The following is a 22456-nucleotide window of genomic DNA, read 5'->3' on the forward strand; positions in this document are numbered from 1 at the left end:
TAAAATCAAACTATTCAGAGCCAATCTGCATGGAGTAACGGATAAAAAGTTCTTTCTCTTCAGAATTGCTAAGTTGTATGGTTATCCCCACTAAATTTCTACTGTCCCCCGAACATCCCAAAAGATTTCCGGACGGCATTTCGTTTATAACAACAAAAAAATCAGATTGAATATTCAACCTGATTTTCTGAGCCTCTTGTCGGATTCGAACCAACGACCCCGAGATTACAAATCACGTGCTCTGGCCAACTGAGCTAAAGAGGCAAAGGGAATAATATTCCAAAATATGTTTGTTTTTTGAGCCTCTTGTCGGATTCGAACCAACGACCCCGAGATTACAAATCACGTGCTCTGGCCAACTGAGCTAAAGAGGCAAGGGGAATAATATTCCAAATATGTTTGTTTTTTCGAGCCTCTTGTCGGATTCGAACCAACGACCCCGAGATTACAAATCACGTGCTCTGGCCAACTGAGCTAAAGAGGCAGGTGGGTAAGCTTACCATATCGCGCCGCTACAACCAACTACCTTTGCTGCGATCAAGCCCTGGAGGATTCGAAGGGAGCTGGCCGTATGGGACTTACCCATGTTATGTCTGCTTTCGATTTAAACCGTATCGGTGTTTCTCGATTGCGGGTGCAAAGGTAGGCATTTTTTTTTATTACGCAACTATTCTTCGATAAAAAAATAAAGTTTTTCCCATAAAAAGATGATTTTTCCTCGTTTTATATACTTCCTATGCCGAAAAAACTTACTTTTGCACTATAATTACATATATAGAAAAGACATGGAAGACAAACCAAAGACACTACAAGAACATGCAATGCGTTTCGGTACGATGATGGGAATATTCTGGATAATAAAATTCTCATTTCTGCCAATAGGTTTCAAAATACCACTCCTGCAGCTTTTATTCATTTTCATGACATTGTTTGTCCCAATACTTGGCTACATATATATACGTAAATACAGAGAACGTTACTGCTGCGGCGAGCTGTCATTCCTGCGCGGATGGGTATTCTCGCTATACATGTATTTCTTTGCTTCACTGCTGACAGCCGCGGCACATTATATATATTTTCAGTTCATAGACAACGGATATTTAGCAGGAACATATATGGAACAACTGGAAAGTCTGAAATCAACTCTGACCGGAGACCTGGAGACTTCCATAGACCAGCTGATACAAAATCTTGAAACCATAGCATCAATGTCTGCACTCCAGCTTACCATGCAATTAATATTCCAAAACATATTCTACGGAGCACTGCTATCACTTCCTACAGCATTATTGGCAATGCGAAGAAAGAAGAATCCATAAAATAAAATAATCAAGAAATAAAAAAAACATATCCAAATGGACATATCAGTAGTAATTCCTTTATATAATGAAGAAGAATCCTTGCCGGAACTTCAGGCATGGATAGAACGAGTAATGAACGAAAATGGTTTCAGCTATGAAATAATTTTTGTAAACGACGGTAGTACCGACAACTCGTGGAACGTTATAGAAGATCTTAGCAAAAAGCACGATAATATTAAAGGTATAAAATTCCGCCGTAACTACGGTAAGTCCCCTGCCCTGTTCTGCGGTTTCGAAAAAGCTGAAGGAGATGTAGTCATTACCATGGATGCCGACCTGCAGGACAGTCCAGATGAAATTCCGGAACTCTACAGAATGATTACGGAAGACGGATACGACCTGGTTTCAGGATGGAAACAGAAAAGATACGACCCGCTTTCGAAAACAATACCTACAAAACTGTTCAACGCTACAGCCAGAAAAGTGTCCGGCATCAAGAACCTGCATGACTTCAACTGCGGACTGAAAGCATACCGACGCGAAGTGATAAAGAACATTGAGGTTTACGGCGAAATGCACCGCTACATACCATATCTGGCAAAAAATGCAGGTTTCAGCAAGATTGGCGAAAAAGTGGTACACCATCAGGCACGCAAATACGGAAAGACGAAATTCGGAATAAACAGATTTGTAAACGGATACCTTGACCTGATTTCCCTATGGTTCCTGTCTAAATTCGGAGTCAAGCCAATGCATATATTCGGTTTCCTGGGATCAATAATGTTCTTCTTGGGATTTGTGGCTGTAATAGCAGTAGGAGCTATGAAGATATACAACATGCATGCCGGCAACCCATACAGTCTGGTAACGGATAACCCGTATTTCTTCCTTGCACTGACCACTATGATATTGGGTACACAGCTGTTCTTAGCCGGTTTCCTTGGAGAACTTATAGCGAGAAACTCCACGGAAAGAAACAAATATCAAATTGAAAAAGAACTTTAACACACGATGAAGAGACTACCAATAATATTTATAGCGATAACCTTGCTTGCTACATTTATCCTGAACAGTTGCGAAGGTGAAAGCTGTCCGCCCAATGCCATGGCATACGCCAAATTCACCATGGTGAACCAGCACGGAACAGCCGTTGCACCTACAGTCCCCACAAGTATTATAGGACAGATAACTACCGACGTAACGGTTTATGACACTCTTGAAAATGGTGAAATCATAGAAAGAATAGTGAAAGACTCAGTAATAAACGATACACTGATAAACAAAGAAAGCAACCTCAGCACATTCAAAGTGCCTTTGAGCTATGCTGACCAAACTACTTTCATTATAAATTACAACGGTGAACAGCAGGACTATATCACAATAAAACATCGCAATATACCATATTTTATGAGTGTCGATTGCGGTACAATGATGTTTCACGAAGCAACGGAAGTGACACACAGCAACGGGATAGACTCCATAGTAACAATAAATGCAAACATTGACAATTATGAGAAAGAAAACTTCAGGATATATTTTACAGTTTCTGATACTCAGTAGTCTGCTGATATGTCCGATGTATGCTTTCGCACAAAATAAAAAGGACAAGGAAAAGACAGAAAACGTAAAACTGTATCAGGGAACCACCATAGGTGTAGAAGTGGCCGGTCTGGGCAACTATGTATTGGGCAGCGACATCCTTAGCAGCGAAGTAATGCTTCAAGCTAATCTCCTGAACCGTTTTCTGCCTGTTTTAGAGGTGGGATACGGTAAAGTGAACACAATAAGCGATGCCACCGATATACGATACAAGACGGCTGCTCCATTTTTCAAGATAGGAGCCGACTATAACTTCTTTTACAACAAGCCTCATCTGCCCGGATTTCTATACGGTGGAATCAGATACGGATTTTCATCATTCGTTTACGATGTGGACGGACCGACAATGACCGACCCTAATTATGGCGGACAAATACAAGTGCCGTTCTCATATCATGGTGTAAACACCACAGCCCACTGGCTGGAACTGGTAGGCGGAATGAAAGTCAGAATTTACAAAGGTTTCTGTATGGGGTGGAGCGTCAGATACAAAAAACGCCTCAGCTACACCAAATACCCTAACACGGAACCCTGGTACATACCTGGATACGGTGAAAATGCAGGAACAGGATTTACACTATCCTATCATCTGATGTATAATCTTCCGTTTTAATATAAGGACATAACAAAACCTTTATGTCCTTTTGTTATTTTGTCAAATATAAAATATATGAGCGTAATTGAAATATGGCTTCTGGCGATAAGCCTCGCCATCGACTGTTTCACCGTTTCAGTGGCAAGCGGTATAATACTACATAAGGTTGAGTGGAAAACATTTCTCAAAATGGGCTTCTTCTTCGGCTTCTTTCAGGCTATGATGCCATTCTTTGGATGGTTGGGAGCAAAAGGCTTTCATCACTACATAGAGGCATACGACCATTGGATAGCATTCGGACTCCTGACATTTCTTGGCGTAAGAATGATAAAGGAATACTTCAGTGATGAAGAATCCGAAAGTTTCAACCCAAGCAAACTAAAAGTCATCCTCACATTGGCTGTTGCCACAAGTATAGACGCACTGGCAGTAGGCATATCATTCGCCTTTACCGGATTCAGCACACTAAGCTCATTGGCATATCCGCTAGCAGCCATAGGCGTAGCATCTTTCGTGATATCAGTAATAGGCAGCCTCATCGGTGTGTTCTTCGGCAAAAGATTCAATCTCAGAATGGAGATATTCGGAGGACTGGTACTGATATGCATAGGAGTAAAAATACTTATCGAACATTTATCATAAAAAACAAATAAAAGACATGAACAATAAATCATTGAAATGGCAGATACCATTCCTCGTTCTGCTAATAGTGGGAACAGTACTCATATTGAAGAAACAGCCACCGTTTCACACCGACCAGGGACTAGTGTTCGGCACAGTGTATAAGATAACATATCAGCATGCCGACAACCTGAAACCGGAGATTGAAGCTGCATTGAAAGAAGTTGACAACTCACTATCACCATTCAACAAGTCTTCTGTCATTACAAAAATAAACAATAATACCGATATGACTGCCGACAGTCTTCTGACAGACGTCTATACGCTGGCAAAAAGAATATCAGAAGAAACTGACGGAGCTTTTGACATAACTGTAGCTCCTCTGGTCAACGCATGGGGATTTGGGTTCAACAGTTCAACGAACGTAAGCCGCGAGACGATAGACTCACTGCGCCAGTTTGTCGGTTTCGAAAAGATTTCACTGAAAGACGGAAAGATAATAAAGCAGGACAGCAGGACTATGCTTGACTGCAGCGCCATAGCAAAAGGTTATGGAGTGGATCATGTGGCACGCCTGCTCGACAGCAAAGGAGTGGAAAACTACATGATAGACATAGGCGGCGAACTTGTCCTGAAAGGCAAGAATCCGAAAATGAATCCGTGGAGAATAGGAATAAACAAACCTATAGATGACTCCCTGTCTGTAAACCAGGAACTTCAGACGGTTATTGAAATAACAAATGCCGGACTTGCCACATCTGGAAACTATCGCAACTTCTACTATAAGGACGGAAAGAAATATGCCCACACCATCAACCCTCGTACGGGATACCCAGTACAGCACAATATTCTGTCATCGACTGTAGTAGCAAAGAACTGTGCTACAGCAGACGCCTATGCTACAGCATTCATGGTTCTTGGTTTGGACTCCGCTGTTGCCATCTGCAACGCACACCCGGAAATTGACGCATATTTCATATACTCGGATGATAAGGACTCTACACGTGTGTTCTACACTGAGGGAATGAAGAGATTTATCAGAAAAAAATAATATTTCAATAAAAAAAGTTTAGTTTCAATTAGCGTTACACGTACGTGTAACGAGCGGAACACGAACGTGTAACGCGTGTAACACCTACGTGTCGCGGGCGTAACACGAACGTGTTCCGCTTTCTGCGTGCTTAAATTTTTCCTAACACTCTCTAAAATCAATTCATCACTAGACCGACTTTTTAAAGCATACTTACTTTTTATCATTATTTCACACAAAAACACGCCGGAAGATTTTGCCAATACATATAATTTCATAACTTTGCATATACAAAACATTTCATTTTGTCAGACCTTAATATTTTGAATTATGAATATCAACCAAATCATGGCTTCACTGGAAGCTAAGCATCCCGGTGAATTGGAGTATTTGCAAGCAGTAAAAGAAGTATTACTCTCTATCGAAGATGTTTATAACCAACATCCTGAATTCGAAAAAGTATCATTGATAGAACGTTTGGTTGAACCGGACAGAATAATAACTTTCCGTGTACCTTGGGTTGATGACAAAGGCAAGGTACAGGTTAACATCGGTTATAGAGTACAGTTCAACAACGCCATAGGCCCTTATAAAGGCGGTATCCGTTTCCACGCATCAGTAAATCTTTCAATCCTTAAATTCCTTGGATTCGAACAGACTTTCAAGAATGCCCTCACAACATTGCCAATGGGTGGCGGTAAAGGTGGTTCCGACTTCTCACCTCGCGGAAAGAGTGATGCGGAAATAATGCGTTTCTGCCAGGCATTCATGCTTGAATTGTGGCGTCACCTTGGTCCTGACATGGACGTACCTGCAGGCGATATAGGTGTTGGCGGCAGAGAAGTTGGCTATATGTTTGGTATGTACAAGAAATTGACTCACGAATTTACAGGTACTTTCACAGGTAAGGGACTTGAATTCGGCGGTTCACTGATCCGTCCTGAAGCAACAGGTTTCGGTGGTCTGTACTTCGTAAAACATATGTTGGACAAGAAAGGTATAGACATTAAAGGCAAGACAGTAGCCATCTCAGGTTTTGGAAACGTGGCATGGGGAGCTGCGACCAAAGCTACACAGTTGGGAGCAAAGGTTGTGACTATTTCAGGACCTGACGGTTATATATATGATCCAGACGGAATAAGTGGCGAAAAGATTGACTATATGCTTGAACTTCGTGCTTCGGGCAACGATATAGTTGAACCTTATGCTGAAAAATTCCCTGGTTCAAAATTCGTTCCGGGACGTCGTCCATGGGAAGTTAAGGTAGATATTGCACTTCCTTGCGCAACTCAGAACGAATTAAATGGCGAAGATGCTGGAAATTTGATAAAAAATTCCGTACTTTGCGTCGGAGAAATTTCAAACATGGGTTGTACGCCTGAAGCAATAGATGCATTCATCGAAAATAAGATAATGTATGCACCTGGTAAAGCAGTAAATGCAGGTGGTGTTGCAACATCAGGTCTTGAAATGAGCCAGAACGCAATGCATCTGAGCTGGAGCGCACAAGAAGTTGACGAAAAGCTTCATCATATAATGCATAATATCCACGAACAGTGCGTCAAGTACGGAACTGAACCTGATGGATATATAAATTATGTGAAGGGTGCTAACATTGCAGGCTTCATGAAAGTAGCTCATGCAATGATGGCTCAAGGAATAGTTTAGAATTAAATCTTTATGATTTAAGATATCTCGTTTAGTTGTATTTGTATTTTGTATTGTAGCTTGCGCTGCCCGCCTGAGAAGGTATGGCAGCGTTTTTTTATTCCATATAATGGACCATTGTTATAACCTGACTGTTATATATACATCTAATTTTATAACAATGAAAACAAGCACTTTACTATCGGCCATTACAATATTAATATTGGCAGCATGTACAAAAGAAAACTTCACAGAGAACAATCTTAAAGAAACTCAACTAGTTACAATTACCGGAAATTCCATGTCCGGTTTCAAAGACATTAATTCCAGAGCATCAACTGTCAGCTATATACCCGAAGACGGTTCCATACTATTCTTCAGTGAAGGAGGGGTTAAAGCCAACGGAGACACACTATATTATACTGATGGAAAATGGAGCGGCTTAAAAGACGACAATTGGTATATTGATGACGGAGACGCCAACATTACAGCATATTATCCGATAATTCACAGCAGCGAAGATCTTTATTACGAGAATGGCGAGCTGAAAGATGTTGTATGCTACAGAAACAGCGTTAAAGCCGGAGAACAAATAAGTTTAAGTTTCAATCATATTTTTGCAAAATTCATTATAAACATTGAGAAGGGACTAAACGATACGATTAAAAAAGTTCACGTAAACATACCTCAAAGAGTAAACAGTATCAATCTTAAGACATGTGAATACACAACGACAGAGAATAACAGCGGAAGTTTTACTTTCGATAAAAACGATAATTGTAAATATGAATTCTTCATACCTGCTATGAATGGAATGAGCCTGTCGTTTAAGATAGAGAGTAACAACATAATGTCCAAAGAAGTGATTATAAATGAGGACATTTTCGAAAGAGGGTATGAATACATATGTAATGTAAGCAAAAACAAAGGAAACGGCATTTATACTACAAAAGACTTCATAGCGTTCACTCATCTTATAAATGGTGAAACAGAATATGAAGGGAAAAAACTTGAAGATTTCTATACAGAGATAAACGGCAAAAAAATATTCAATTTATACAATGACTTGAGTTTCACGGATGAGGAGGCGGGAAAAATTTCCATTATAAAAGAATTCAATTATACATTCAACGGGAACAATCACACATTATCAAATCTGAAAATAAATCAAGAAGACATTGTAAACCTTGGTCTATTTGGAGAAAATAAAAAAAACGGATACATAAAAGATTTAACCATAAACAACTGTAAATTTAGTTTACCTGAATATAATTCTTACAGTACAGGATGCTTGTTCGTGGGAATGAATGCCGGAACTATAGACAACTGCCACGTTACTAATGGAATCATAAATATGTATCAGGAAAAACAAAAAAGCTATGCAGGCTTCTCAGTTATCAATACAGGTTCGATTATAAACAGTAGCATATCAAATTTGCAATTAGAATACAACAATGGCTTACTAGGTATTTTTGTATATCAAAACAATGGGAATATCTTAAACTGCAAAATAAACAATAACATAAACAAAAATGCAATAACAAGTAATGCCTCTACGATTTGTGTTAACAATACAATGAGATTATATAACATATTTGTGTCTGAATATAAAAATGGATATTATGGCATTTGCCATAGAAACGATCCCGGACATTATTACAACTGTATTCTACCTAAAGAATATAAAGGGAAAACAATACATGAAGATCACAAAAGCGGAACAGCATTAAAAAAAGCCGTATTTTATTCAGACACTCAAGAAGAATATAATAATATTGTAGATAGTTTAAACCTATGGATTGAAGATAACAAATCAAAATATTCGCAATTCACCTTCCGCAAATGGAAAACAGACCCTTCAGAGAAGGTAATATTCGAATAGAGACTATATTATGTTTTTTTTGGAGACCAAAACCATACATCTTGACATAATTATTGTATTTTTGCGGCATATTACCAATAAATAAAATTATGAATAAGAATAAGTCTCTAATAATCATAGTAATTCTAGCTATTATTGTAGCTGGTGTATCATTCTTTGCAATCCATCAGATGCAGCAAAACAAAGAAATGTCCGAACTGTTTGCCATAGAAAAAATGGAAATGGAAAACGAGTACAGTACTTTTGCAACACAGTATGACGAATTGCAAATACAGATAAACAATGACTCACTCAGAGAAAAGCTGGAAAGCGAAAAGCTAAAGACACAAAGGTTACTTGAAGAACTTCGCCAGGTAAAGACAAGCAATGCCGCTGAAATAATGAGGCTGAAAAAGGAACTTAAAACCGTAAGAGCTGTATTGAGAAGCTATGTTATGCAAATAGACTCTCTAAACAAAATCAATGCAGCCCTACAGGAAGAAAATAAAGAAGTAAAAAGTAAATATAGCGCAGCAACAAGACAGATTTCAACCCTGTCGAAAGAAAAAGAATCTCTGAACGAAAAAGTTACATTGGCATCACAGCTTGACGCCACAAACATAGTGACAGAGCCGCTTAACAAACGCAACCGTGAAGCAAGAAAAGCCAAGGACGTAAAAAAACTTGCAGTATCATTCACTATTGTAAAGAACATTACAGCTAAAACCGGAAATAAAACTGTATATGTAAGAATAGCCAAACCTGATAATGAAGTTCTGACTAAAAGCGATTCGAACACTTTTCCATACGAAGACAGAAACATTTCGTATTCTATGAAGAAAATGATAGAATATACAGGTGAGGAACAGACTGTTACATTATATTGGGATGTAGAAGAATTCATGCCGTCAGGTACATATAAAGTATATGTCTTTGCAGATGGCAACATGATTGGACAAGGTTCGTTTACTCTTAAATAATCACGACAGAATGTATAAGATGAAAAATATTATATCTGGAATAATGGGCGGACTTGCTATATCCGCCCTTGTTTCTTCATGCGGTGAAGACCGTTCGGGAGAATATTACGCGCTTATTACAACTCAGACATGGATGTACGAAACCATGCAGCAGGAATATCTCTACTATCAGGACATACCAGACAAGAATTCACTCAATTTCTTTAAAAAGCCGAGTGAGTTCCTCAGTTCAATGGTTTCTTCAAAAGACAAAAAATCAGGAGCCACATTCTCACACATAGATTCTGTTTTCGTTACCACAAGAAGCACATCCACAACCCCTACTTTCGGTTTCGAAGGTACAATGGTAAGAGCCGAGAATGGTTCTTACGGAATACGAGTACTCTACACCCAAGAAAATTCGCCAGCAGAAGAAGTCGGATTAAAAAGAGGCGACCTTATTATAGCTGCCAATAATAAGAAGATAAACAGTTCTGACCTTTTTTATATCACATCGCCCAAAGAAGCGTATCTGTTCACTATGGGCAAATTGAATGAAAGAGGATTCGACACATTGCAGACGGTACAAATGCCATCACCCAGAATTGTAGAAAACAAAAACATCTACAAGTCCGATATAATGGAAATTGGCGGGAAAAGGGTTGCATATATAATGTATAACGAATTCGGAAACAATGATGCTGAAAATCTGAAGCTACTGTTCAAAGATATAGCAGGTCAATCAGTAGATGATATTATCCTCGATTTGAGATACAATCCGGGAGGATATGTAAATATTGCACAATTGGTTTCCACCAATCTTGCACCTCAGGAAGCTATGGGAAATGTCTTCCTTAAAATGACACATAACGATAAGATTAACCAGACCGATATCCTGAACTTCGAACAGTCATTATTGGCTAACGGTTCACCCGTAAATTACAAAAACTTATATGTAATAACATCAAGCAACACTGCTTCAGCTTCGGAAATAGTGATTAACTGTCTGAGACCATATATGGCCGGAAGACTCATACAGGTTGGCACTGCAACTTTTGGAAAAAACGTTGCACAACAACTCTATACAGACGAAGCGAAAGCCCCGATGCTAGAATTCTGGATGACAAACAGCCTGCTGAGCAATGCAGAAGATTTCAGCGATTATTACACTAGTGGTCTGAAGCCGGATTATGAAAAAGCAGAAAATTTCAAGGGTGAATTAGGAGAGTTGGGAACAGCTCAGGACTCACTTATGATACCTATAATAAAACATATAGAAACCGGAAGCTTCCCAACAACAGAGACTCCGGATGCTGCATCAAGAAGTCTTGATGAGAAACTTCGTTTTAATAATTCAATCGACCTGAAACCTAAATCGGCAATCATAAAATAAAAAATAGAAATCTTTTCAACAATATCCTTTGTTTATTTGTTATTAAGGCATATATTTGCAATGTTGCATAAACAACCAAACAATAAAAACATTTCATTTGGTATGAAAAGATTTCTTAGCATTATCCTATTGGCCGGAATTACTATAAACGGTTTCAGCCAACGCATCCTGTCACTGGACAGTTGCAGAAACCTTGCTATCCAGAATAACAAGGAACTGCGTATAGCACAGGAGAAAATAAATGCCGCCCACTATAACAAAAAGGCTGCATTTACGAACTATCTGCCCAAGTTCGACATCATGGCAACCTACATGCGTACGCAAAAAGAGATTTCATTGCTCAGCGACGAGCAGAAAAATTCAATCAGTAACATCGGTACTGCAACAGGAGCACAACTGCAACAACAATTCCAGCAGATTGCCGCATCAAATCCTATATTGGCTTCGCTATTGGAACCGCTTCAAGGCATGATACCAGGGCTTACAGCCGGACTTAACGGAGTAGGTCAAGGACTTGTTGACGCTTTCCGCACAGACACACGAAACATGTTTGCCGGTGCCGCTACCCTGACCCAACCATTGTTCATGGGCGGAAAAATCATCGCTTACAACAAAATTACAAAATATGCGGAACAGCTTGCACAGATGCAACACGCCACCGGCATGGAAGACCTTATCCTGAATACAGACAAGGCTTATTGGCAGGTTGTATCTCTGGTCAACAAAAAGAAACTGGCCGAAAGCTACCTCAAACTGCTTGAAACTCTTGATTCTGATATAGACAAGATGATAGCCGAAGGTGTTGCCACAAAAGCAGACGGACTGAGTGTCAAGGTTAAGAAGAACGAGGCTGAAGTGACTCTATTGAAAGTGGAAAACGGACTGAGCCTTTCGAAGATGGTTTTATGCCAGATATGCGGTTTGCCTCTTGATACAGATATTTCTCTGGAAGATGAAAATATGGACAACCTTACACTTCCTAATTTATATACCGAAAGTAATGTAAACACTGCTTTAGCCAACAGACATGAGCTTAAAAGCCTTGAACTGGCATCGCAGATATACAGACAGAAAGTTAACGTGGTACGTTCGGAATTCCTTCCTTCACTTGCCCTTACAGCAAACTATGCAGTAACAAATCCTTCACTTGTCAACGGTTTCGAAAACAAATTCAGAGGTTTCTGGGCTGCAGGAGTAGTATTGAAAGTTCCTGTGTTCCACTGGGGAGAAGGTATCTATAAAGTCAGAGCTGCAAAAGCTGAAGCAAACATTGCAAGATACCAGCTTGAAGATGTAAAGGAAAAAGTGGAACTTCAGGTAACACAAAGCTCATATAAGGTGAACGAAGCTACAAAACAGCTTCACATGGCAGAACAGAACATGGACAAGGCTGAAGAAAACCTTCGTTTCGCGACCCTTGGCTTCAAGGAAGGCGTGATACCTACAAGCAACGTGCTTGAGGCACAAACAGCATGGCTTTCTGCACAATCGGGCAAAATAGACGCTCAGATAGACATGAAAATGAGCGAACTGTATTTACTAAAATCAATGGGAACTTTAAAATAATAAAAAGATATGGCTGATAAATCACAACACAGCAACGTTTTGCTGGCATTTTTCACATTGGTGGCTGCTATAGTCATCGTTAGCGTTATTGGATTCTTCACTCTTGGTAAAGGTCCTGAAATCATACAGGGACAGGCTGAAGCTACTGAATACAGGGTTTCAAGCAAGGTACCGGGACGTATTTTGAAATACTTCGTAACAGAAGGCGATCAGGTAAAAGCCGGCGACACACTTGCCATACTTGAGGCACCGGATGTGATGGCCAAACTGATGCAGGCTCAGGCTGCAGAACAGGCTGCACTGGCAATGAACCAGAAAGCAAACAGAGGAACTCGTGCCGAACAGCTTCAGGCTGCCTTCGAGATGTGGCAAAAAGCTAAAGCAGGTCTGGAAATAGCCGAGAAATCATATAAAAGAGTTAACAATCTGTATGAGCAGGGAGTTATCTCAGAACAGAAAAGAGACGAGGCTAAAGCTCAGTACGAAGCAATGAAAGCCACAGAAAAGGCTGCAAATGCACAATATACAATGGCAAAGAACGGAGCTCAAGCTGAAGATAAGGCGATGGCTGCCGCTCAGGTGGAACGTGCAAAAGGTGCCGTAGCAGAAGTATCTTCTTATATAAACGAGACTTATCTTGTAGCATCGGCAGACGGTGAAGTGACAGAAATTTTCCCTAAAGTGGGCGAACTGGTAGGTACTGGCGCTCCTATTATGAATGTGGCACAGCTTGACGATATGTGGCTTACATTCAACGTAAGAGAGGATTTGCTTAAAGACTTCACAGTAGGTGGAGAAATAAAGGCTTACATTCCTGCTCTTGAAAAAGATGCCGTACTAAAGGTTTACTATATGAAAGACCTGGGAAGCTACGCAGCATGGAAAGCTACAAAAACTACAGGACAGTTCGACCTCAAGACTTTTGAAGTTAGAGCAAAAGCTGTAGATACTGTAGAGAACTTGCGTCCAGGAATGTCTGCCATAATTGAAAAATAATAAAGGAATATGTCGAATACCGCCTATAAACTTATAAAAATAATGAGGCGCGAGGTGCTTCGTATCGCTACAAAACCGATGTATCTGTTTTGTATGATTATTGCACCCCTGCTCTGTTATGTGTTTTTCGCTACTCTGATGAGTAACGGACTGCCGACAGACTTGCCTGCCGGGGTGGTGGACCTCGACAACACATCTACCACAAGAAACATAATCAGAAATCTGGATGCATTCCAGCAGACAAAAATAGTGGCGCATTACACCAGTGTGGCTGAAGCTCGCAGAGCCGTACAAAAAGGCGATATATATGCTTTCTACTACATTCCTGAAGGAACAACAGAGGAAACACTAGCCAGCAGACAGCCTAAGGTTTCGTTCTATGCAAACTATTCATATCTCATTGCAGGATCACTGATTTACAGGGATATGAGGACAATGTCCGAGCTTGCAGGTGGAGCAGTAGGAAGAGCCACTCTCTATGCCAAAGGAGCAACAGAGGATCAGGCAATGGCATTTCTGCAACCCATTGTCATAGATACACATGCCATAAACAATCCGTGGCTGAATTACTCCATTTACCTGTGTAACACTCTTTTCCCGGGTGTGCTTATGCTATTGATATTCATGACAACAGCATATACTTTAGGAACGGAGATAAAGGAAAATACAGGAAAAGATCTGATGGCACTTGCCGACAATTCTATTGTTACGGCTCTGGTAGGAAAGATTCTTCCTCAGACTCTGGTGTTCTTCATCATGGCTACGTTCCATAATATCTACCTGTACGGATTTATGCATTTCCCATGTCATGGAGGTATCCTACCTATGATATTGGCCGGATTATTGCTGGTACTGGCATCGCAGGCTGTAGGTATTTTCTTCTATGGATTGTTCGGTTCGATGCGTCTTGCTCTGAGCGCCGCATCACTGTGGGGAGTGTTGTCATTCTCCATTTCAGGCTTCACATTCCCTGTAATGGCAATGCACCCTACCCTTCAGGCTCTAAGCAATCTTTTCCCATTGAGGCACTACTTCCTGCTATACGTAAACCAGGCTTTGAACGGATATCCAATAATTTATGCATGGCATTCCGTTGTGGCACTTATGCTGTTTCTGCTCTTACCTTTCTTTGTACTGAAGAAGCTAAGACTTATTATGGAGACATACGAGTATCTCCCTTAATACTATTTTAAATTATGAAACATCAATCATTTAAAAATATTGTCCGTCAGGGATTCTCAAGTCTATTCCACATCTGTGCCAGAGAACTGAGGAATGTATTCAAGGACCAGGGTGTTCTGATATTCTTCATTCTTGTTCCATTGGCATACCCTCTGGTCTATGCCTTTATATATACACAAGAAGTTGTAAGAGACGTTCCTGCAGCCGTGGTTGACAACAGCCGTTCATCCTTGAGCAGGGAGTTTATACGAATGGTAGATGCCACTCCTGACATCAAGGTGCAATCCTATTGTGCCGACATGGAGGAAGCACAGAATCTTATCGAAGAAGGAAGGGTATATGGAATAATATACATCCCCGAAGAATTTGCCCGCAATATCTCACAGGGGAAACAGGCTTCGGTAAGCATTTTCAGCGATATGAGTGGTTTGCTCTATTACAAATCTCTGCTGATGGCTACAACAAACGTATCGCTTGACATGAACAAGGATATAAAAATCGAACGAATGGGAAATACAACCGCACGCCAGGACGAAATAGGCACAGCTCCCATTGAATACGAAGATATATCATTGTTCAATCCACAGGACGGCTTTGCCAGTTTCCTTATTCCTGCCGTACTTATACTGGTTATACAGCAAACTTTATTGCTTGGTATAGGCCTGTCGGCGGGAACGGCAAGAGAAACGAACAAATTTCAGGATCTTGTACCTTTAAGCAGAAAGTACAACGGTACATTGCGAATTGTGCTTGGTAAATCTTTGGCTTACTTCCTTATTTATGCCATAGTGTCGGCATACGTGCTGTGTGTAGTCCCCAGAATGTTCAGCCTTGTACAGATTCCGAATCCGACGACATTGCTTCTGTTCATCCTCCCGTATCTGTCGGCATGTATTTTCTTTGCAATGACATGCTCCATATTCATCCATCACAGAGAATCGTGTATGATGATATATGTATTTACCTCAGTACCACTGTTGTTCATCTCCGGTATTTCATGGCCGGGAGCTGCAATACCTGATTTTTGGAAGGTAGTATCCTGGATATTCCCTTCTACATTCGGTATAAACGGATTCGTAAGAATCAACAGTATGGGAGCTACACTGCCCGACGTACTTACTGAATTCAGAGCATTGTGGCTACAAACAGGTATATATTTCATAACGACCTGTATCGTTTATCGCCGACAAATACAGATAAGCCACAAGCACGTGGAAGAGAAACTCAGAAAAGTGAGAAAATATTTCCGTCTGAAGAAAAAGACTGTTATTACACAATAACAGACAATAAGTTCATCATTATTAACAATTCATCTTATACTTATAAGAGAGAATACTATTAGCTTTGCAAATGGTTTTAAAAACGTTTGCAAAGCTTTTTTATTTAAATGAAATCAATGAGAAGAATTAACCTTTATATAACAAGCATAATATTATTGACAGTTATCAGGACAAATGCAAATCCTATTATAAGCAGTATCAATGATAACGGAAAAACTAAATTCAAGGTGGAGGTTAAGAACTCCATAGGTGAACCTCAGACAAAAATTTTTCTAAAAATAACAGGAAGAAGCGAAGTTTATAAAGTTGATTCATGCGGAATTATCAATTTCGAATATGAAATTCCAAAGAACTATAAACGAACAGCAAACATCTATCTGAACGAAGATACCAAGAACCCTGAGAAAACATTTACCCTGGATGAAGAAAACACAGTACTGAATTTCTGTATAGACACAAAGGAAGATATATTAAGATTCAAACAGGAAAACAGCACCTTCAATATTGAAGGAATAGTAACAACCGAGGACGGCGAACCTATTACGGGAGCAACTGTAAGCATACAGGGAACAGGAAGATATGCTACGACCGACGAGATAGGTCTGTTCTCCATTGATGCCGACTTCAATCATTACATAATAATCAGAGCCGACGGAATGGAAAACATTTCTATGACCGTAAGTCCGTTCCTCATGAATCAGAAAGATGCATATCCTATTGTGATGCGAAAGAAAAGCGGTGAAAAGATTTATTCCAGCGTAGAAACAATGCCTGAATATCCCGGAGGAATGAAATACTTCAAGAGATACATAGACCGTAATCTGAAATATCCTGAAGAAGCAAAAAGAAACAAGATTGAAGGTGTGGTAGTAATGCAGTTTGTCGTAGAGAAAAACGGTGATATTACAAGCCCCAAAGTAGTCAGAAGACTGGAAGCATCGCTTGACTCAGTTGCCATGAACCTGATTAAAGGCATGCCAAGATGGACACCTGCTTCTGACCATGGTGTAAAGGTAAGATGCAAATATTCAGTACCTATTGCATTCAAGATACCTGTACCTAAACCGGTAGTAATAGAGAATAATCCGATAAAGGAAATTGCCGGTGACAGTCTCGTCACATTAAATGACAGTACTATATTGAGACCTGACACTTTGATTCAGGACAGTATTCTTAGCGACAGTATCATAAAGAACAAACTCTTGAATGACAGTACTATAATAGCGAACGACTCAATAAGAAATGATTCAATAATTTCTACGAAGCTTACTGATAAAGAGGATACTGCTACAGGCAATACTACTAAAGTAAAGAAAAGGAATGCCTTCGTCAGATTCTTCAGATGGCTGTTCGGCATAAAGGATAAGGAAGAAAAAAAGGATGAAGAGATAAAGGAAAACAAAGAAATAAAAAAATTACCGCAACAGAACTCTACGGAAATAGAGAATAAAGACAAAATAGGAATAGAACAAAAAGAAGAACTATAACATTAAATTTATTTACGCATGAAAAGATTATTCGCACTATTGCTAATGATTGTCGGATTGACATTCGGCATTCATGCAGAAAAGGTAACTCTAAAAGATGTTGCTAACGGAACATACCGTGCAAAGAATATTTACGGTCTCAGACCAATGCTTGACGGCGAACATTACACTCAGATCAGCGCCGACAAGAAAAGAATAGTAAAGTACTCATTCAAGACAGGAGAAGAAGTCGGAACAATTTTCGACGTAACAACAGCCCGCGACTGCAGTCTTAAATCGTTCGACGACTATATTATGTCGCCCGATGAAAAGCTAATCCTTATACAGACAGAAACGAAGCCTATATACAGACGCTCGTTTACAGCCGAATATTATATCTACAACGTAAAGAACAACAAGATGGAACCTCTGTCAAAGAACGGTCCACAACAGGTTCCTCTTTTCTCACCGGACGGTTTCCAGATAGCATTCGTAAGAAACAATAACATATATCTTGTGAAACTTCTTTTCGGAAACAGTGAATCGCAGGTGACAAAGGACGGAGAATACAACAAAGTTCTTAACGGCATCCCAGACTGGGTTTATGAAGAAGAATTCGGCTTCAACAGAGCATTCGAGTTCAGCGCCGACAGCAAAATGATTGCATACATCAGATTTGATGAAAGTCTGGTAAAACAGTTCTCTTTCCCTTGGTATAAAGGCATGGCACCTGAAAAAAGCGAATACGAATACTATCCGGGAGCTTACGAATACAAATACCCTAAAGCCGGAGAAGTAAACTCTAAAGTCACAGTACATACTTTTGACATCAAGAGCAAGGTTACAAGAAAAATGGACTTGCCGCTTGATGAAGACGGATATATTCCTCGCATCAAGTTCACATCCGATCCGGAAAAACTGGCTATAATGACTCTTAACCGCCATCAGAACAGATTCGACATGTATATGGCTAATCCTAGAAGCGGAATCTGCAAACTGACTATTCGTGACGAGGCAGAGCAATACATCAAGGAGCCTGCATATGCAAATATGGAGTTCTTTACAGACAATATAGTGATGATGAGCGAAAGAGACGGATTCAATCATCTGTATCTTTACACCATAGGCGGTAACCTTGTAAGACAGATTACAAAAGGAAAGTACGAAGTGACAGACTTCTTAGGATGGAATCAGAATACAAATGAATTCTACTATAGAGGATACGACAACAGCCCTCTTAGAACTGCCATATTCAAGGTCAACAAAAAAGGAGAAGTTACAAAGCTTTCGAAGAGAGAAGGTACAAACAATGCCATCTTCAGCAGCAATATGGAATATTTCATAAATACTTTCTCAAACATGACTACTCCTACCCTTATCACCATCAACAACAATAAGGGAAAAGAAATTGTAACTCTGCTCGATAATAAGGAGCTTAAAGAACAGACCAAATCGCTGAACTTGCCACAGAAAGAATTCTTTACTTTCAAGACAAGCAACGGAACGGAACTGAACGGCTGGATAATGAAACCTGTAAACTTCAACCCAAGCAAGAAATATCCGGTAATCATGCACCAGTACAGCGGTCCTGGTTCACAACAGGTACTAGACAAATGGGGCATCGGAAGTTTCAGCGACGGAGGTATGTTCGAAGCATATATGTGCGACAAAGGCTACATCATGGTATGTGTTGACGGACGCGGAACAGGCGGACGCGGAGCTGAATTCGAAAAATGTACATATATGTATCTTGGTGTGAAAGAGTCGGAAGACCAGGTTGAAACAGCCAAATACCTTAGTTCACTGCCATACGTTGACGGAAAGAGAATCGGTATCTGGGGATGGAGCTTCGGTGGCTATAACACACTTATGTCAATGAGTGACGGAAGTGGAGCTTTCAAAGCCGGAGTTGCCATAGCAGCACCTTCATGCTGGAAATACTACGACACTGTATATACAGAAAGATTCATGCGTACTCCTAAAGAAAACGGTGAAGGATACGAAGCAGGTTCGGCTACCAGCAGAGCCAAAAACCTGAAAGGTAACCTGTTGCTTATCCATGGTACCGCCGATGACAATGTCCACTATCAGAACTGTGCAGAATATGCGGAAGCACTTGTACAGGCCGGCAAACAGTTTGATATGCAGGTTTACACAAACCGTAATCACAGCATATTCGGTGGTAATACCAGACATCACCTTATGACCAGAGTAAGTGAATTCTTTATCAACAATCTGTAGTTTCGCAGGCTCAACTCCAAAGTTGACAAGGCTCCGGTTGACAAGTTGACAAGGTTTATAACTTAATGGAAACCTTGTCAACTCGTTAACTCGTCAACTTGTAACTTATAAATAATAGCCTACCTATAAACAAACATACTATGACACACATCAGAAAACCGGAATGGCTAAAGATAAGTATCGGAGCCAATGCCAGATATGCAGAAACAAAAAAAATTGTAGATACACATAAACTTCACACTATATGCAGCAGCGGCCGCTGTCCCAATATGGGCGAATGCTGGGGCAAAGGTACGGCTACATTCATGATTTGCGGAGCCATATGTACGCGTTCATGCAAATTCTGCAATACATGCACAGGTAAGCCTCTCCCACTCGATGAAAACGAACCGGCAAACGTGGCAGAATCAATAAAACTAATGAAACTCAACCACGCAGTTATCACATCAGTTGACAGAGACGACCTTGAAGACCTTGGAGCATCACACTGGGCAAAGACACTGAAGAAGATAAAAGAAGTCAATCCAGAAACTACTATCGAAGCTCTGATACCGGACTTCCAGGGTAAACCGGAACTGGTAAGTCAGGTAATAGAGGCAAGACCTGATATCCTGTCACACAACATGGAGACCGTAAGGAGAATCAGTCCGCTGGTAAGAAGCGTAGCAAAATATGACACAAGTCTCAACGTAATAAAACTAATTTCGGAAAGCGGAATTACAGCAAAATCAGGAATAATGGTAGGACTTGGTGAGACTAAGGAAGAAGTTCTGGAAACTATGGACGACTTGCTTGAAGCAGGATGCAAGATACTGACAATAGGCCAATACCTGCAGCCTTCGCATAAGCACTATCCTGTAGCGGAATATGTCACACCGGAACAGTTCGAAGAGTATAGAATAATAGGAGAAAACAAGGGATTCAAGACTGTAGAAAGCGGTCCACTGGTACGTTCATCATATCATGCGGAAAAACATATCATCCACAAGTGAACAATCACGGTATTTTGTTTGTTGAAACTTTGATATATAATGAAAGAGAACAAACAGAATATGGGCATGAATCTAAGAAACAAAATCGTATCAATAGGACTTTTACCAATCATAATCACATTAATAGGTCTGCATTTCTTTCCCAACACTGAAATGCTAGGTGTGGGACTGCTGTTAAGCCTGATAATGCTTACATACAACATTATCAGGATGAAAGACCTGAATTTCTTTCTCCTGCTTGGTACATTAGGTATAGGTACATGTTTTGTTCTCAGATTGTTTTGGGGATATAAATATGTACCTCTCAATACCATCACTCCTACCGTAGAGTTCTCTCTGATGGCATTTGCTTTCATTTATCACACTGCCCCCGAATTATATAAGGACATTGTCAGCAAACTAGGCATAAGGATATGCTTTTCATACAAGTTCGAGACAAAAATAATCATTGTTCTTTCATCGGTTCACCTCATAATTCTGTATATAATAAAGACACTGAATCACGACTGGAGTCCGGAGGGACGCTTCTTCATGATAAATGTCATTCCTGTGTCGATATACATTATTTGTCTTATTATAAATACATTGGGAATACATTTTGTGGCAAAAATCGATCTGTCAAAACAAAACATAATACGCATAGCACCAGTATGTAACGGAAAGCTCCTGCTCTCTAACAAAAACATGCCATCACAAATGTGGGACCTTCCTATTGAAAGAAACCTTGAAGGTACAGTAGAAGACTGCATAAAGTATGCCACCAAAACAGCCAAGAGATTTACTGGAAAAAACATTCAGCCACGACTTATATTACAGTATAGCGAAGAATGCTCATGCGGAATATGCAATAACATTCTTTTATTCATACTGCCCTTAAAAGCTGAAAGCGACATAAGACTTGAAGGAAAGTTCTTCAAGTTCGAAGATATGGAAAACGGTCAGCACCAACTGAACAAATCCATAAAAAAAGAGCTGGAACATCTTAAAGACGCTGCCAGCTTATGGAAAGAATTTTATTTGTAAATAAGGAATATACACGGAATCTTTGACAAGTCAGGCAGTTTCCCGTGCCATTCCTTCAAAGTACGAGTCTTGATATATTCCCCTTCGCATGTAATATTAGCTGCTATACACAACTTTGTCTGCGGACGACAAGCTTTCATTATATCCTCCATCATCTTATTGTTTCTGTATGGAGTTTCTATAAACAATTGTGTCTGATTTTCCGAATATACTCTGTTTTCAAGTTCTTTAAGCCTTTTAATCCTCTCATTGGCATCAATAGGCAAATATCCATGAAACGCAAAACTCTGACCGTTAAACCCTGATGCCATAACCGAAAGTATTATGGAAGAAGGACCGACTAACGGAACCACCTTATAGTTCTTGCGCTGTGCTATCGCCACCACATCGGCTCCCGGATCGGCAACTGCAGGACAACCAGCCTCAGATATTACCCCCATGGAATTTCCTTCAGCCAAAGGTTTCAGAAAGCCTGAAATATCTTCGGGAGAAGTATGTTTGTTCAGTGTAAAGAATGTCAAATCATCAATAACGATAGAATGATTCACTTTCTTCAGAAATCTTCGTGCCGAACGAACGTCTTCGACTATAAAGTATTTTATTCCACTGATAATTTCCTTGTTATATACCGGCAGAACCTTCTCAACAGATGTATCTCCCAACGTTACCGGTAATAAATATAATGCTGTCTCCATATTTTCTAC

The 22456-nt window shown here is 40.1% G+C and carries 19 protein-coding genes and 3 tRNA genes; 18 read left to right on the forward strand and 4 right to left on the reverse strand.

The features are described from left to right. Positions 1-190 precede the first annotated feature (190 nt). The 3 genes from H6A61_RS06070 to H6A61_RS06080 form a co-directional block, all read right to left on the reverse strand. Positions 191-264 (reverse strand) — tRNA-Thr (locus H6A61_RS06070). A 36-nt stretch (positions 265-300) separates the two neighbouring features. Then, positions 301-374: transfer RNA gene (locus H6A61_RS06075), tRNA-Thr, on the reverse strand. Between the two features lie 36 nt (positions 375-410). Beyond that, a tRNA-Thr gene (locus tag H6A61_RS06080) sits at positions 411-484 on the reverse strand. A 301-nt stretch (positions 485-785) separates the two neighbouring features. Between H6A61_RS06080 and H6A61_RS06085 the strand changes: the two genes are divergently transcribed. From H6A61_RS06085 to H6A61_RS06170, 18 genes are all read left to right on the forward strand, one after another. Then, on the forward strand, positions 786-1319 hold the full coding sequence (locus H6A61_RS06085; RefSeq protein WP_204392085.1) for a DUF4199 domain-containing protein: 534 nt from the start codon (positions 786-788) through the stop codon (positions 1317-1319). Between the two features lie 36 nt (positions 1320-1355). Continuing rightward, a complete protein-coding gene (locus H6A61_RS06090) occupies positions 1356-2306 on the forward strand; it encodes a glycosyltransferase family 2 protein (protein ID WP_204392087.1) in 951 nt (316 codons plus the stop codon). Positions 2307-2312: 6 nt separating this feature from the next. Continuing rightward, on the forward strand, positions 2313-2861 hold the full coding sequence (locus tag H6A61_RS06095; protein ID WP_204392089.1) for a DUF6452 family protein: 549 nt from the start codon (positions 2313-2315) through the stop codon (positions 2859-2861). Further along, on the forward strand, positions 2812-3513 hold the full coding sequence (locus H6A61_RS06100) for a DUF6048 family protein (protein ID WP_204392091.1): 702 nt from the start codon (positions 2812-2814) through the stop codon (positions 3511-3513). The genes H6A61_RS06095 and H6A61_RS06100 overlap by 50 nt, the downstream gene beginning before the upstream one ends. A 57-nt stretch (positions 3514-3570) precedes the next feature. Beyond that, positions 3571-4137 (forward strand): manganese efflux pump MntP, encoded by a 567-nt coding sequence (locus H6A61_RS06105; protein WP_154043912.1) that lies wholly within the window; start codon positions 3571-3573, stop codon positions 4135-4137. Positions 4138-4153: 16 nt separating this feature from the next. Further along, a complete protein-coding gene (locus H6A61_RS06110; protein ID WP_204392093.1) occupies positions 4154-5167 on the forward strand; it encodes an FAD:protein FMN transferase in 1014 nt (337 codons plus the stop codon). Positions 5168-5476: 309 nt separating this feature from the next. Further along, the gene (gdhA, locus tag H6A61_RS06115; protein ID WP_204392095.1) at positions 5477-6814 is read left to right on the forward strand and encodes an NADP-specific glutamate dehydrogenase; all 1338 of its coding nucleotides are present in this window, start codon (positions 5477-5479) and stop codon (positions 6812-6814) included. 160 nt (positions 6815-6974) lie between these two features. Next, positions 6975-8675 (forward strand): fimbrillin family protein, encoded by a 1701-nt coding sequence (locus H6A61_RS06120; RefSeq protein ID WP_204392097.1) that lies wholly within the window; start codon positions 6975-6977, stop codon positions 8673-8675. A gap of 89 nt (positions 8676-8764) precedes the next feature. Further along, complete coding sequence (locus H6A61_RS06125; protein WP_204392099.1) at positions 8765-9634, forward strand: hypothetical protein; 870 nt, start codon at positions 8765-8767, stop codon at positions 9632-9634. 19 nt (positions 9635-9653) lie between these two features. Then, positions 9654-11006, forward strand: coding sequence for a S41 family peptidase (locus H6A61_RS06130; RefSeq protein ID WP_204392101.1), 1353 nt, complete (start codon positions 9654-9656; stop codon positions 11004-11006). Between the two features lie 102 nt (positions 11007-11108). Further along, on the forward strand, positions 11109-12572 hold the full coding sequence (locus H6A61_RS06135; RefSeq protein ID WP_204392103.1) for a TolC family protein: 1464 nt from the start codon (positions 11109-11111) through the stop codon (positions 12570-12572). A gap of 9 nt (positions 12573-12581) precedes the next feature. Continuing rightward, a complete protein-coding gene (locus H6A61_RS06140) occupies positions 12582-13568 on the forward strand; it encodes an HlyD family secretion protein (protein ID WP_154043919.1) in 987 nt (328 codons plus the stop codon). Positions 13569-13577: 9 nt separating this feature from the next. Next, positions 13578-14750, forward strand: coding sequence for an ABC transporter permease (locus H6A61_RS06145; RefSeq protein ID WP_204392105.1), 1173 nt, complete (start codon positions 13578-13580; stop codon positions 14748-14750). Between the two features lie 14 nt (positions 14751-14764). Continuing rightward, the gene (locus H6A61_RS06150; protein WP_204392107.1) at positions 14765-16030 is read left to right on the forward strand and encodes an ABC transporter permease; all 1266 of its coding nucleotides are present in this window, start codon (positions 14765-14767) and stop codon (positions 16028-16030) included. Between the two features lie 116 nt (positions 16031-16146). After that, a complete protein-coding gene (locus H6A61_RS06155) occupies positions 16147-17517 on the forward strand; it encodes a TonB family protein (protein ID WP_204392109.1) in 1371 nt (456 codons plus the stop codon). A gap of 45 nt (positions 17518-17562) precedes the next feature. Further along, a complete protein-coding gene (locus H6A61_RS06160) occupies positions 17563-19737 on the forward strand; it encodes a S9 family peptidase (protein WP_430746786.1) in 2175 nt (724 codons plus the stop codon). A 140-nt stretch (positions 19738-19877) separates the two neighbouring features. Then, complete coding sequence (lipA, locus tag H6A61_RS06165; protein WP_204392113.1) at positions 19878-20729, forward strand: lipoyl synthase; 852 nt, start codon at positions 19878-19880, stop codon at positions 20727-20729. A gap of 39 nt (positions 20730-20768) precedes the next feature. Continuing rightward, on the forward strand, positions 20769-21752 hold the full coding sequence (locus H6A61_RS06170) for a hypothetical protein (RefSeq protein ID WP_204392115.1): 984 nt from the start codon (positions 20769-20771) through the stop codon (positions 21750-21752). On the opposite strand, the gene H6A61_RS06175 is transcribed toward H6A61_RS06170, so the two are convergent. Continuing rightward, a complete protein-coding gene (locus H6A61_RS06175; RefSeq protein WP_204392117.1) occupies positions 21743-22447 on the reverse strand; it encodes an SAM-dependent methyltransferase in 705 nt (234 codons plus the stop codon). The two genes, H6A61_RS06170 and H6A61_RS06175, sit on opposite strands and share 10 nt — an antisense overlap. Between the last annotated feature and the right edge of the window lie 9 nt (positions 22448-22456).

This window comes from Bacteroides caecigallinarum, from assembly GCF_016901995.1.
In the GTDB taxonomy this organism is placed as follows: domain Bacteria; phylum Bacteroidota; class Bacteroidia; order Bacteroidales; family Bacteroidaceae; genus Phocaeicola; species Phocaeicola cellulolyticus.

Coding starts and splice junctions, on each gene's coding strand:
- H6A61_RS06135 (WP_204392103.1), top strand. CDS start 11,109: ATGAAAAGATTTCTTAGCATTATCCTATTGGCCGGAATTACTATAAAC.
- gdhA (WP_204392095.1), top strand. CDS start 5,477: ATGAATATCAACCAAATCATGGCTTCACTGGAAGCTAAGCATCCCGGT.
- H6A61_RS06155 (WP_204392109.1), top strand. CDS start 16,147: ATGAGAAGAATTAACCTTTATATAACAAGCATAATATTATTGACAGTT.
- H6A61_RS06150 (WP_204392107.1), top strand. CDS start 14,765: ATGAAACATCAATCATTTAAAAATATTGTCCGTCAGGGATTCTCAAGT.
- H6A61_RS06100 (WP_204392091.1), top strand. CDS start 2,812: ATGAGAAAGAAAACTTCAGGATATATTTTACAGTTTCTGATACTCAGT.
- H6A61_RS06170 (WP_204392115.1), top strand. CDS start 20,769: ATGAAAGAGAACAAACAGAATATGGGCATGAATCTAAGAAACAAAATC.
- H6A61_RS06130 (WP_204392101.1), top strand. CDS start 9,654: ATGAAAAATATTATATCTGGAATAATGGGCGGACTTGCTATATCCGCC.
- H6A61_RS06175 (WP_204392117.1), bottom strand. CDS start 22,447: ATGGAGACAGCATTATATTTATTACCGGTAACGTTGGGAGATACATCT.
- lipA (WP_204392113.1), top strand. CDS start 19,878: ATGACACACATCAGAAAACCGGAATGGCTAAAGATAAGTATCGGAGCC.
- H6A61_RS06090 (WP_204392087.1), top strand. CDS start 1,356: ATGGACATATCAGTAGTAATTCCTTTATATAATGAAGAAGAATCCTTG.
- H6A61_RS06160 (WP_430746786.1), top strand. CDS start 17,563: ATGATTGTCGGATTGACATTCGGCATTCATGCAGAAAAGGTAACTCTA.
- H6A61_RS06125 (WP_204392099.1), top strand. CDS start 8,765: ATGAATAAGAATAAGTCTCTAATAATCATAGTAATTCTAGCTATTATT.
- H6A61_RS06110 (WP_204392093.1), top strand. CDS start 4,154: ATGAACAATAAATCATTGAAATGGCAGATACCATTCCTCGTTCTGCTA.
- H6A61_RS06105 (WP_154043912.1), top strand. CDS start 3,571: ATGAGCGTAATTGAAATATGGCTTCTGGCGATAAGCCTCGCCATCGAC.
- H6A61_RS06145 (WP_204392105.1), top strand. CDS start 13,578: ATGTCGAATACCGCCTATAAACTTATAAAAATAATGAGGCGCGAGGTG.
- H6A61_RS06140 (WP_154043919.1), top strand. CDS start 12,582: ATGGCTGATAAATCACAACACAGCAACGTTTTGCTGGCATTTTTCACA.
- H6A61_RS06095 (WP_204392089.1), top strand. CDS start 2,313: ATGAAGAGACTACCAATAATATTTATAGCGATAACCTTGCTTGCTACA.
- H6A61_RS06085 (WP_204392085.1), top strand. CDS start 786: ATGGAAGACAAACCAAAGACACTACAAGAACATGCAATGCGTTTCGGT.
- H6A61_RS06120 (WP_204392097.1), top strand. CDS start 6,975: ATGAAAACAAGCACTTTACTATCGGCCATTACAATATTAATATTGGCA.